Genomic DNA, 11,862 nt, shown 5'->3' with positions numbered 1-11,862 from the left:
AGCTAAGGTCTTAGACGGGATCAGGCCGAGCCGGAACGGTGGCAGAGGTGCTCCGCGTAGAGCTTTGCCAGCTTGTCCTGCGGCATGCCTTCACGCTGCTCGGCAAAGAGCGGGTGATCCTGGTGCACTTCGTTGATGTAGACCAGGGGGCGCTGGTTGTTGTCCTGCGGCACCACCGTGGTCTGCAGGCTGAGGGTGTCGGGATAGCCCGGCAGCCTGTTGGAGAACCAGCCGAACATCGGGCCGATCTTCGACTGGTCGGGATCGCCGTAGCTTTCCGAGTAGCGCTGGAAGTTCTCCTTCGACAGGGAGACCCAGACCCCCCAGCCGAATTCCTGGTCGCTGCCCTGGATCGGCACCAGGCAGAGCGCGCGTATGAAGAAGTCCTCGCCGGCGATGGTGCAGAGATCGGAGGTCAGCGTGGCTTGCTGCGTCTCCGCTTCTTCCGGCGCGCCCGGATAGTAGGCGGGCGCATCGTAGCCGACGTCGGGCAGCCCGGTGATCTCCTCGCCGCAGCAGGGGCAGGTGAAGGTGAAAGGCTCCATGACGCTTGGTCCTTGGCGCTTCGACCGACGCCCGAGGATGAAGCCAAGAACGCTGGATTACAAGTGCGGTCGCCATCACACCAGCGGCCGGTCCGACAACCAGGCCCACTGGAAATTGTTGCCGCCGGGCGTGATGCGTCGACTACAGGGGCACGTAGAAATCGGAGCACGGCGGGGCGCTGAGCAGCGCCTCAAGCTTGGCCCATGCGCCAGAAGACACCATGCGCTCTAGGTGCGCACTATGCAGGGCCGCGTCCTGCCATTCCTCGACGAGCGTGTACTGCGTCTCTGCAGAACCATGCCGCAGCACCAGTACGCTGTCGCAGCCTTTCACTTTGGGCAGATCCGCTTTCACGGACTGCATCAGCCGATGAAACTCATCGGCAGACCCCGCCTCTGGCTCAAAAGTAACGATCACAACGTGTTTTGCAGTCATCCAGCTTGCTTTCATTTCCAAGTTTGATCGCGGCAAGGGTGATCAGATATGTTCCAGATTCAGAATCCATGAACGCCACGATTTCTCGTTCAATATTCTGTGTTTCTCCACACTATACCCTGCGCACAACAAAGATGATGAGCATCATCGAAATATGAATTCTAAATATGAAACACTCGATTGGGATGATCTCCGCCTGTTTCTGGCGGTGGCGCGGTGTGACAGCCTCAGCCAGGCGGCCCGGAGTTGCGGATCAAGCCCGCCGACGCTCAGCAGGCGAATAAGCGAATTGGAAGCCGGCCTCGGCGTTGCCTTATTCGATCGACGCTATTCGGGCATGGCCTTGACGGAAGCAGGGCGCGCTCTGCTTCAGCGGGTTGAGGGCATGGAGGATCACGCAAGATCGATCCAGGCGTGGCGCAGCAATCTCGATCCCCGGCCGGTTGTCAGGATCGCGGCGGGGAACTGGACAAGCGTGTTCCTGGCGAGACAGGCGTCCTTTCTCTCCCGGGCGAAGGGCAGCCCGAGAATTGTCCTGCTCAGTGGCGCGAAATTCCTCAATTTGCTGAAGCATGAAGCTGATATCGCAGTTCGCAACAAGACACCCGAACAGCGTGGGCTCAGACGAAAGAAGATCGGACCGGTCGGTTTTGCCGTGTATGGGGCAGAGTCATATGTGCGGGATCATCCCGCAGCATTGTGCAGTGAACGATACGACAGATGTGACTGGGTCCTTTCTTCTGCGGCCGGTGGGACGGGCAGGTCATCCGACTGGCTGCGCGAGCAGGTTGGAGAGCGCGCTTCCTTGACATGCGACACACCACAAGCCGTTTATGAGGCTGTTCGCGCCGGTTTAGGGCTGTGTGTTCTGCCCTGTTTCATCGGAACCTCTGATTCCCGCCTGGTGCAATGCTCAGATCCGATAGAAGAACTTGGCCATGTTCAGTGGCTCGTGACCAGCGATGATCTCAGCCTTCGGCCCTGCGCGCGAGCGGTCACACGAACGCTGTTGACCTTGTTTGAGGATAACAAGCGCTTGTTTTCTGGCGGCCCGATGCCGAGATGAGACCAGAGCCCTCGACTCAGACCACCTGCCCCGCCGCGTGGCCGGAGGACCAGGCCCACTGGAAATTGTAGCCGCCGAGCCAGCCGGTGACGTCCAGGCACTCGCCGATGAAGTAGAGGCCGGGCACCTTCTTGGCCTCGAAGGTCTTGGACGAGATCCCGTCGGTGTCGACCCCGCCGGCCGTCACCTCCGCCGTGCGGTAGCCCTCGGTGCCGCCGGGCTTGAGGTGCCAGCGGTTCAGCAGCTCCGCCACGCCGCGCAGCTTTTTGTCGGAGAGGTCGGCGAGTCTTCCGTCGATTCCACTCTCTTCGCAGATCATCTGCGCGAGGCGGCGCGGGAGCAGTTCCGCCAGGACGTTGTGCAATTCCAGCTTCGGCTTCTCGCTGCGCGCCTGGCGCAGCTCTTCGAAGGCGTCACGCCCCGGCAGCAGGTCGATGACGACTTCCTGCCCCGGCTGCCAGTAGGAGGAGATCTGCAGGATCGCCGGACCGCTGAGGCCCCGGTGGGTGAAGAGCAGCGCTTCGCGGAAACGCGTCTTGCCGCAGGACACCGCGGCCTCGGTGGAGACGCCGCTCAGGGGTTTCAGTTTCTCCAGCACCAGCGGATCGAAGGTGAAGGGCACCAGCGCCGGCCGCGGCGGCACTACCTTCAAACCGAATTGCCGCGCCAGTTCGTAGGCGAAACCGGTCGCGCCCATCTTCGGGATCGACGGCCCGCCGGTGGCCACCACCAGGGACTCACCGTCGAAGTCACCCCTGTCCGTCGCGACGTGAAAGCGCGCCTCCCGCTTCTCGACTTCTGTCACCGTCGTCTCCGTCCGCAGCTCGACGCCGGCCGCCGCGCAGTCGTCCAGCAGCAGGTCGATGATCTGCTGCGAGGAGCCGTCGCAGAACAGCTGCCCCAGCGTCTTCTCGTGCCAGGCGATGCCCGCGGCCTCGACCCGGGCGAGGAAGTCCCGCTGCGTGTAGCGCTTCAGCGCCGAGACGCAGAAGCGCGGATTGTTCGACAGGTAGTTCGCCGGAACGCAGTTGAGGTTGGTAAAGTTGCAGCGCCCGCCGCCGGAGATGCGGATCTTCTCCGCCGGCTTCTTCGCCTTCTCGATCACCAGCACCGAGCGGCCGCGCCGCCCCGCCTCGATGGCCGCCATGAGGCCGGCGGCCCCGGCGCCGAGAATAATGACATCGAAGCTGCGCAAAAGAAGAAGGTCCCGCCCCGCGGTGAAGAACGAATGGCAAAGAAGAGGCTTGCCCCTACTTGGCAGTTTTGCCACAGAAGGAAAAGCCTGAAGGAGCCTGCCGGGAATGAGCGCCCCGACCGACGAAGACGAGACCCTGACCGCCGCCCTGCGCCGCGAGCTGGCGGCCTGCGCGAAAGCCGGCGAGACGGTCACCTACCAGGACCTGGCCTGGCGCGTCGCCTTTCCCGGCCCCCATGCCATCCACCGCCTGACAGAACTGCTGGAGGCCCTGGTGCGCGACGACCACGCCGCCGGACGCCCGCTGCTGGCGGCCCTGGCGGTCAGCCGGGCCCAGAAGAATGCCGCGGGCGACGGCATCCCGGGCCGCGGCTTCTTCCAGCTGCTGAACGAGCTGGGGCGCTACGCGGGCCCGGACCAGGGCCCCGAGGCCGCGGCCTGCCATGCGCGCGAATTGCAAGACGCCCTGGTCTACTGGCGCTGAAGCTTCACTTGACATTAAGTCGCAACTGGCGTTTTAATCCCGGCCCTCGGGGGTCCGCGATCTCCCCGTCAGGCATTTGCCCAAGAATCGCGTTCTCATCCTGTTCAAGGAAGGAACGCGCATGCCTGACCAGACACTGATACCACCTCAAGAGCTTTTCGACCGCCTCGGCAGCGCCGGCGCGCCGCGCATCATCGATGCGCGCATCGAGGAAGACCTCGCCGCCGACCCCCGCCGGGTTCCCGCGGCCCTCAACCGTCCCGGCCTCGCCGCCGCCGACTGGGCCGCCGAATTTGCGGGCGAGGAGGTCGTCGTCTACTGCGAGCGCGGCCTGAAGATCAGCCAGGGCGCCGCCGCCTGGCTGCGGCACAGCGGCGCCCGGGCGATGGTGCTGGAAGGCGGCTTCCAGGGCTGGATCTCCGCCGGCCTGCCGCTGGTGGCGCAGGACCACCTGCCGCCGCGCGACGCGCAGGGCCGCACCCTCTGGGTCACCCGCGCGAGACCCAAGGTCGACCGCCTGGCCTGCCCCTGGCTGATCCGCCGCTTCGTCGATCCCAGCGCTGTCTTCCTCTACGTCGCGGCCTCGGAAGTGGCGGCGGTGGCCGAGCGCTTCGGCGCCGCGGCCTTCGACATCGACGGCGCCTTCTGGGGCCACCGCGGCGAGCGCTGCACCTTCGACACCCTGGTCGAGGAGCTCGGCCTCGCCACCCCGGCGCTGGATCGCCTCGCCACCGTGGTGCGCGGCGCCGACACCGGACGGCCGGAGCTGGCGGCGGAGTCCGCCGGACTGCGCGCCGCCTGCCTGGGCCTGTCACGCCGCCACGCGGACGACCTGGCGCAGCTCGACGCCGCCATGGCACTCTACGATGCCTTCTACCTATGGGCCCGCGACGCGGCGGGCGAGACCCAAGGCCGGCCGCGCGCCGTGCAGGAGATCCGCGATGCCCAGTAGCACGACAGCCGTGGAAGCGGAGCGCCTGGGGGCTGACGGCCGCGCCTGGCCCAGCTTCGGCGAGGCCGTCGCGGTCTGGGGCCGCGTGGCGCTGCTGAGCTTCGGCGGGCCGGCCGGCCAGATCGCGGTGATGCACCGCATCCTGGTGGAGGAGAAGCGCTGGCTGGGCGAGGCGCGCTTCCTGCACGCGCTGAACTTCTGCATGCTGCTGCCCGGCCCGGAGGCCCAGCAGCTTGCCGTCTACATCGGCTGGCTGCTGCACCGCACCGCCGGCGGCATGGTGGCCGGCCTGCTCTTCGTGCTGCCGGGCATGGTCGCCATCATGGGGCTCAGCGTGATCTACGCGCTCTATGGCAACCTCGGCGCGGTGGCCGCGCTGTTCTTCGGCCTCAAGGCGGCGGTGCTCGCCATCGTGCTGCAGGCGGTGGTGCGCATCGGCCGGCGGGCCCTGAAGAACGCCGCCATGGTGACGCTGGCCGCGGCCTCCTTCGTCGCCATCTTCGGCTTCGCCGTGCCCTTCCCCCTCATTATCCTGACCGCCGGCCTGATCGGCGCCCTGGGCGCGTTGAGCGGTCACAGGGCCTTTGCCGGGGGCGGTGGCCACGGCGCCGTCGGCAGCAGCCATGTGGACGACGCCGCGACCATCCTGGGCGTGGAGGTGCCGGACCACGCGCGGCCGACGCGCCGGCGCACCCTGCGGGTCGCGGCGCTGCTGCTGTTCCTCTGGCTGGCGCCGACCGCCGCGCTGCTCGCGCTGCTGGGGCCGGACAACGTGTTCAGCGACATCGCGCTGTTCTTCAGCCAGATGGCGGTGGTCACCTTCGGCGGGGCCTATGCCGTGCTGGCCTACGTCGCCCAGGCGGCGGTCGACACCTACGGCTGGCTGGCGCCCGGCGAGATGCTGGACGGGCTCGGCATGGCGGAGACCACGCCCGGACCGCTGATCATGGTGACCCAGTTCGTCGGCTTCATGGGCGCCTTCCGCGATCCCGGCGCCCTGACGCCGCTGGCCGCCGGGGTCCTGGGCGGGCTCTTGACCACCTGGGTCACCTTCGCGCCCTGCTTCCTGTGGATCTTCCTGGGCGCGCCCTACATCGAGCGCCTGCGCGGCAACCCGGCGCTGTCGGCGGCGCTGACCGCGATCACCGCCGCCGTGGTCGGCGTCATCCTGAACCTGGCCCTGTGGTTCGCCCTGCACGTCGTCTTCCGCGAGGTCTGGCGTTTCCAGGGCTTCGGCCTGGACCTGACCCTGCCCGAGCCCGCCTCCATCGACTGGGCGGCCGCGGCCCTGGCCGCCGCGGCGCTGCTCGCGGTGTTCCGCTTCAAAGTCGGGACGGGGATCCTGCTGGCCGCCGCCGCGCTGACCGGCCTGGCGCTCCACGGGGCGGGGGCCGTTGCCCTTTAGGACAGGGACAGCACCGCCTCCGCCACCAGCCCGGCGGCCTCCGGCACGTCGAAGAAGTAGAGCTGCGGCTCGATCAGCTCCGCCTCCATGAGGGCAAGGCCGCCGTCGGGCCGGCGCACCATGTCGATGCGCGCCAGTTCTGCGGCCACCGGCAGGGCCTGGTAACAGGCCTCGGCGGCGGCCAGGTCTTCGGGCGCCGGCGCCCGCCCCCGGGTTACGGCCCCGTACATGACCTGGACCCGGTAGTCGCCGGCCCGGGGCGTCTTCTGCGCCGCGTAGAGAAAGCGGCCGCCGCCGAAGACGAAGGACCACTCGCCTTCCGTCGCGATGGCCTCGAGGAAGGGCTGGAGAATCTGCGGGGACGCCGCCTCTTCGGCCAGGGCCGCCGCCACCGCTTGCGCATCGGCGCAGCGCCGGGTCCCGAAGCCGCCGACGCCGACCGTCGGCTTCAGCACGTAGCCCAGCGGCGCGTCACCCAGGTGCGCCGCGCAGGAGAAGACATCGGCCCCGGGCGGCAACAGCACCGTCGGCACCACCGGCAGGCCCGCCGCCTGCAGCTCGATCAGGTAGCGCTTGTCGAAGTTCCATCTGATGGTTTCGAGGGAATTGACGAGGCGGCAGCCGCTGCCCGCGATGGCCTCCAGAACCTTCAGGTAGCCGGAAAGATCATCGATGTAGTCCCAGGTGCTGCGCACGAGCACCAGGTCGAAGGCGCTCCAGTCGTCCGCGCGGCGCCAGGGCACGCGCTCGGCCGCCACGTCCCGTGCGGCCAGCGCCCCGATCAGCACGTCGTCCTCGGCGAAGAGAGAGGCCTCGTCGGGGTGGCCGTCGCCCAGGAACTTCGGCAGCTTGGTGGTGCTGAGAATCGCAAGACGCATGGCTGTCGCGGATCCGCGGCGGCGGCACGGCGGTGGCCGCTCAGCCCATCGCCGCGGTCTCCTTGGAATCGCGGTGGCTGATCTTGTCCAGGTGCAGTGTCACCAGGGCGGTGCCGATCCAGGCGGCGTTGTAGAGCACCCCGCAGACCAGCATGAACTCACCGGGCAGCGGCCCGATCGCCGCGCGCTCGACCAGCTCGGCGAGGCCGGAGACCGGGGCGGGATGGATAACGATCTTGCCCGAGTAGGCGACGGTCTGGATCAGCAGGATCCAGACGTAGTTGCGGCGCAGGCGCCGTCCCACCGCGCGCAGGAAGGTGATGTGGTAGTGCGGTTTCAGGTAGTCGGCCGCCAGGGTGTCCTGCCAGCCTTCCTCGGTGTGCAGGTCGCCTTCGCGCAGCATGGGGGCGTAGAAATGCGTCTCCATCCAGCGCGCCCGCGCCCGCCAGACGTTGAAGTAGCGGTAGCGCCGGGCCTCCAGGATCAGGAAGAGGGTCACCAGGATGCCGACCAGGACCAGCGGCACCGGCGAAGCCTCCTTGGAGGAGAAGGTGATGGACAGAGCGATGCCCAGGGTCACCACCGACCAGTTGGTCGTGTTGTCCAGGCGGGTGCGCCAGATCGTGCTGCGGTAGACCTCAGCCCGGTAGAGGTGCGCCAGCGCGCCGATGTCGGCGGTGTTGAACTTGCGGGGCTGCTCCGTCGTCTTTGCCAAGGGCGTAACCACGGTGTTCCTCCCCTTCATCGTTGTTCTTGCGGGGAAGCTTAGCACCCTTCCCCGAAAGCACAGAATCGACGCGACTCCCCGTCTTGGCCTAGAGTGAGCGCCGCCGAGGACGCCGGGACAGGAAAGACCATGCAGCACGACATCAGGGGATTGCCGCAGACCGCGGCCAGCGCCGAGGCGATGCGGGCCTTTGACGCCACGGTGGAAGCCTATCTGAGTTTTCAACTGGCCACCGGCGACCGGCTGAAGGAAACCCTGACCCTGGACCCGGGCATGCCGATGGCGCACTGCCTGAAAGGCTGCTTCCTGCTGCTCTTCGCCAAACGCGACCTCGCCGCCCGCGCCGCCAAGGCCCTGGCCGAGGCCACGGCGGCCGGCACGGAGAACGGACTGACGACGCGCGAGACGGACCATCTGACGGCGCTGGACACTTGGCTGGGCGGCGACATGCGGGCCGCCGCGGCCTGCTACGACGCCATCCTGATCGACCATCCGCACGACATCTTGGCGTTGAAGCTGGCGCAGTACCTGCACTTCTACCTGGGCGATGCCCCGGCCATGCGCGGCTCGGTCACCCGGCCCTTCTACGCCTGGGACGACGGCGTGCCGGGCTACGGCTACGTGCTGGGCCTGAAGGCCTTCGCCCTGGAAGAGTGCGGCGACTACGCCGCCGCGGAGGCCGCCGGGCGGGCCGCCGTAGAACTCAACCCCGTCGACATCTGGGCCGCCCACGCCGTCGCCCACGTCATGGAGATGCAGGACCGCGCCGGGGAAGGCGCGCCCTGGATCGACGGGCTGGAGCCCGCCTGGGACGGCTGCAACAACTTCGCCTACCACGTCTACTGGCACCGCTGTCTCTTCCTGCTGGACCAGGGCCGGGTCGAGGAGGTGCTGGCGCACTACGACACCAAGGTGCGCGCCGACCTCTCCGAGGAGTACCTCGACATCTCCAACGCCGTCGCCCTGCTGTGGCGCCTGCAGCAGCGCGGCGTCGAGGTGGGGGCGCGCTGGGACGAGCTGGCCGACAAGGCGGCGGCCCTGGGCCGCGGCCACATGCTGATCTTCGCCGACGCCCACTACATCATGGCGCTGGCCGCCAAGGGCCGCACGGCCGAGGCCAAGGGCCTGCTGGACAGCTTGGCCCAGTTCGCGGGGGGAGACGGTACGGAAGAGGGCGTCGCCCGCGACATCGGCCTGCCGCTGGGCGAGGCCATCCTGGCCCACGCCGCCGGACGCTACGGCGAGGCGGTGGAGACCCTGCTGCCGCACCGCCCGGCGCTGAGGCGCCTGGGCGGCAGCCACGCCCAGCGCGACCTCTTTGAGCAGCTGTTGATCGACGCGGCGGTCAAGGCCGGCACGGCGCCGGTCGCCCGCGCCCTGCTGTCCGAACGCGCCGAGATCCGCCGGGCCAACGCCTGGAACCGGGAGATGACCGCCGCGGCGGCGCAGTTGGCCGCCCAATGAGCAGCGTCGCGTAAAGAAGGAAACGCCCCGATGCCCCACCCCAAGGATCACCACTACCAGGCAAAGCTGACCTGGACCGGCGCCGCCGCCGGCGGCACTGCCGACTACAAGAGCTATTCGCGCGAGTACCGCGCCGACTTCGAGGGCAAGCCCTCCCTGACCGGCTCGGCCGACCCGGCCTTTCGCGGCGACCCCAAGCTGCACAATCCCGAGGACCTGCTGTTGGTGGCGCTCTCGTCCTGCCACATGCTGTCCTACCTGGCGCTGGCGGCCCTGGAAGGGCTGGAAGTCGTCGCCTACGCGGACGAGGCCGCCGGCACCATGCAGCAGGAAGGCCGCGGCGGGCGCTTCACCGAGGTGGTGCTGCACCCCAGGGTGACCCTGGCGCCCGGCAGTGATCTCGAGCGGGCCGAAGCCCTGCATGAGGAGGCCCACGCCACCTGCTTTATCGCCAATTCGGTGAACTTCCCGGTCCGCCATGACGCCACGGTCGCCTGCGCCTGAAACTGCGGGGCGGTGTGGGATTACTCATAAGCAGGAGACAATCCAGCCTCTTAAGCTATGATATGCCAAGCAAAACGGCGATGAGGGGGTAGCCGGAATGCCGCACGACAGCCGGCAGAGAGCGACGTGAGCGCCGCCGAGGACCTGGGCCTCGGCAGCGGGCCGGCCTCTGCGCTGAACCAGCGGCGCGAGGGCGAGACCCTGCGCCTGGAGTTCGCCGGCCAGTGGACAACGCAGGAACTGGCGCGCCACGACAACGCGCTGCGCGCCCTGGACCTGCAGGGCGCGCGCCTGGCCGTCGTCGACTTGAGCGCCTGCAGCGCCATCGACAGCGCCGGTGCCTGGGTGCTGGACCGCACCCTGGACGACCTGAAGCGGCGCGGCGCCGAAGTCTCCCTGGTCGGCAGCTCGCCGGCCATCGAGACCCTGCTCGGCACCATCGCCAAGAAGCACGTCGAGCTGCCGCCGCCGCCCCGACCGGACAACCCGATCATCGCCGTCACCCTGCGCCTGGGGCGGGAGACCGTACGTATCGCGCGTGAGGGCACCGAGCTGCTGTCCTTCCTGGGCCTGACCGTCACCGTCTTCCTGCGCTCGTTGCTGATGCCCTGGCGCATCCGCCTTACCCCGCTGATCGCCCACATGGAGCAGACGGGCCTCAACGCCCTGCCCATCGTCGGGCTGATCTCCTTCCTGGTCGGCGTGGTGCTGGCCTACCAGGGCGCCGACCAGCTGGCGCGCTTCGGGGCGCAGATCTTCACCGTCAACCTGGTCGCCATCGGCGTGCTGCGCGAGATGGGCATCCTGCTCACCGCGATCATCGTCGCCGGGCGCTCCGGCTCCTCCTTCACCGCGCAGATCGGCACCATGAAGGTGAACGAGGAGGTCGACGCCATGCAGACCCTGGGGCTCGACCCCATGGAAGTGCTGGTCATGCCGCGGGTCTTCGCCCTGGTGCTGGTGCTGCCGCTACTGACCTTCTACGCCGACCTCATGGGCCTGCTGGGCGGCGCGGTCATGGCGACCGTGGTGCTGGACATCTCCTTCTTTCAGTTCGCCCGCCAGCTCAGCGACGCGGTCACCCTCTGGACCTTCTGGATCGGCATCATCAAGGCGCCGCTCTTCGCCTTCATCATCGGCATGATCGGTTGCTACGAGGGCCTGAAGGTTTCGCGCAGCGCCGAGTCCGTCGGCCGTCAGACCACCCGTGCCGTGGTCGAGGCGATCTTCCTGGTCATCGTGCTCGACGCCCTCTTGTCGATCTTCTTCTCGGTCATCGGGATCTGATGATGAGCGACCCCGGCAGCGGCGTGACGACAACGAACGGCAGCGGCCAGATCAGCCCGGATATGATCGGCTCCGGACGCATCCGCCGCGGCGAGGAGGTGCTCCAGGTCACCGGCCTGCGCACGCAGTTCGGCACCACGGTGATCCACGACAACCTGGACTTCTCCGTTCGCGCCGGCGAAGTCATGGGCGTGGTCGGCGGCTCGGGCACCGGCAAATCTGTGCTGGTCCGCACCATTATCGGACTGAACAAGCCGCGCGCGGGGCGCATCGTGCTGTTCGGCGAAGACGTCGCCGCGCTGTCGTCCAGTCAATGGCGCGCCATGCAGTCGCGCTGGGGCGTGCTGTTCCAGGACGGGGCCCTCTTCTCCTCCCTCACCGTGGCGCAGAACATTGAAGTGCCAATGAAGGAGCATAGTGACCTGCCGCCGGCCCTGCGCCAGGAACTGATCGAGGTGAAGATCGCCATGGTCGGCCTGCCGCCCGACGCGGCCCACAAGTTCCCGGCGGAGCTTTCCGGCGGCATGCGCAAGCGCGCCGGCCTGGCGCGCGCCCTGGCCCTGGACGCCGACATCCTGTTCCTGGACGAACCGACGGCCGGTCTGGACCCCATCGGCGCGGCCAACTTCGACAGCCTGATCGGCGACCTGCAGCGCGCGCTGGGTCTCACCGTGGTCATGGTCACCCACGACCTGGACTCGCTCTACGCCATCTGCGACCGGGTGTCTGTCCTGGTGGACAAACGTGTTAAGGTGGGCACCATCGACGAACTGATGCGCGAGCCGGACCCCTGGATTCAGGAGTATTTCGGCGGCCCGCGCGGGCGCGCCGCGGCAAACAGCGCCGCAAAAAGCGAAGGGCGCGCCGGCGAAATCGCGGCGCCGGAACAACTGCCGCCCGAACCAGGGGCATAGAAGGA

Annotated in this window: 13 protein-coding genes; 8 read left to right on the top strand and 5 right to left on the bottom strand. The window is 68.0% G+C overall.

Annotated elements, in window-relative coordinates:
* Positions 1-20: 20 nt before the first annotated feature.
* Both H7X47_RS02480 and H7X47_RS02475 read right to left on the bottom strand, forming a co-directional pair.
* Positions 21-545: a DUF2199 domain-containing protein gene (locus H7X47_RS02480; RefSeq protein ID WP_193367016.1), complete on the bottom strand. Its 525-nt coding sequence runs from the start codon at positions 543-545 to the stop codon at positions 21-23.
* Positions 546-687: 142 nt separating this feature from the next.
* The gene (locus tag H7X47_RS02475; protein WP_193367015.1) at positions 688-981 is read right to left on the bottom strand and encodes a putative quinol monooxygenase; all 294 of its coding nucleotides are present in this window, start codon (positions 979-981) and stop codon (positions 688-690) included.
* 154 nt (positions 982-1,135) lie between these two features.
* Between H7X47_RS02475 and H7X47_RS02470 the strand changes: the two genes are divergently transcribed.
* Positions 1,136-2,047 carry a LysR family transcriptional regulator gene (locus H7X47_RS02470; RefSeq protein WP_193367014.1) on the top strand — a complete coding sequence of 304 codons (912 nt, stop codon included), beginning with the start codon at positions 1,136-1,138 and terminating at the stop codon, positions 2,045-2,047.
* 16 nt (positions 2,048-2,063) lie between these two features.
* On the opposite strand, the gene H7X47_RS02465 is transcribed toward H7X47_RS02470, so the two are convergent.
* Complete coding sequence (locus tag H7X47_RS02465; protein WP_193367013.1) at positions 2,064-3,242, bottom strand: BaiN/RdsA family NAD(P)/FAD-dependent oxidoreductase; 1,179 nt, start codon at positions 3,240-3,242, stop codon at positions 2,064-2,066.
* Positions 3,243-3,348: 106 nt separating this feature from the next.
* Here H7X47_RS02465 and H7X47_RS02460 point away from each other — a divergent pair, with 106 nt between their 5' ends.
* The 3 genes from H7X47_RS02460 (at position 3,349) to chrA (ending at position 6,083) form a co-directional block, all read left to right on the top strand.
* Positions 3,349-3,726, top strand: coding sequence for a hypothetical protein (locus H7X47_RS02460; RefSeq protein WP_193367012.1), 378 nt, complete (start codon positions 3,349-3,351; stop codon positions 3,724-3,726).
* A gap of 121 nt (positions 3,727-3,847) precedes the next feature.
* A complete protein-coding gene (locus H7X47_RS02455) occupies positions 3,848-4,678 on the top strand; it encodes a chromate resistance protein ChrB domain-containing protein (protein ID WP_193367011.1) in 831 nt (276 codons plus the stop codon).
* Entirely contained in the window at positions 4,668-6,083 is a 1,416-nt protein-coding gene (gene chrA / locus H7X47_RS02450; RefSeq protein WP_193367010.1) for a chromate efflux transporter, read from the top strand. Before H7X47_RS02455 ends, chrA begins: the two co-directional genes overlap by 11 nt.
* Here the strand turns inward: chrA and H7X47_RS02445 are convergent.
* Positions 6,080-6,961 carry an ATP-grasp domain-containing protein gene (locus tag H7X47_RS02445; RefSeq protein WP_193367009.1) on the bottom strand — a complete coding sequence of 294 codons (882 nt, stop codon included), beginning with the start codon at positions 6,959-6,961 and terminating at the stop codon, positions 6,080-6,082. The two genes, chrA and H7X47_RS02445, sit on opposite strands and share 4 nt — an antisense overlap.
* Positions 6,962-7,001: 40 nt before the next feature.
* Complete coding sequence (locus H7X47_RS02440; RefSeq protein WP_319633510.1) at positions 7,002-7,688, bottom strand: DUF2270 domain-containing protein; 687 nt, start codon at positions 7,686-7,688, stop codon at positions 7,002-7,004.
* Between the two features lie 129 nt (positions 7,689-7,817).
* Between H7X47_RS02440 and H7X47_RS02435 the strand changes: the two genes are divergently transcribed.
* The 4 genes from H7X47_RS02435 to H7X47_RS02420 all read left to right on the top strand — a co-directional run bounded on the left by H7X47_RS02435 (position 7,818) and on the right by H7X47_RS02420 (position 11,857).
* Positions 7,818-9,152, top strand: a complete 1,335-nt coding sequence (locus H7X47_RS02435) for a tetratricopeptide repeat protein (protein ID WP_193367007.1) — start codon at positions 7,818-7,820, stop codon at positions 9,150-9,152.
* Positions 9,153-9,182: 30 nt separating this feature from the next.
* Complete coding sequence (locus H7X47_RS02430) at positions 9,183-9,656, top strand: OsmC family protein (RefSeq protein ID WP_193367006.1); 474 nt, start codon at positions 9,183-9,185, stop codon at positions 9,654-9,656.
* A 126-nt stretch (positions 9,657-9,782) separates the two neighbouring features.
* Positions 9,783-10,943, top strand: coding sequence for an MlaE family lipid ABC transporter permease subunit (locus H7X47_RS02425; protein ID WP_319633509.1), 1,161 nt, complete (start codon positions 9,783-9,785; stop codon positions 10,941-10,943).
* Positions 10,943-11,857: an ABC transporter ATP-binding protein gene (locus H7X47_RS02420; protein ID WP_193367005.1), complete on the top strand. Its 915-nt coding sequence runs from the start codon at positions 10,943-10,945 to the stop codon at positions 11,855-11,857. Before H7X47_RS02425 ends, H7X47_RS02420 begins: the two co-directional genes overlap by 1 nt.
* Positions 11,858-11,862: the final 5 nt, after the last annotated feature.

The organism is Pelagibius marinus (genome assembly GCF_014925385.1).
GTDB classification, from domain to species: Bacteria; Pseudomonadota; Alphaproteobacteria; order Kiloniellales; family Kiloniellaceae; genus Pelagibius; species Pelagibius marinus.
Note: the sequence above shows the minus strand (reverse complement) of the source record. Positions and strands in the feature narration are given on the sequence as shown.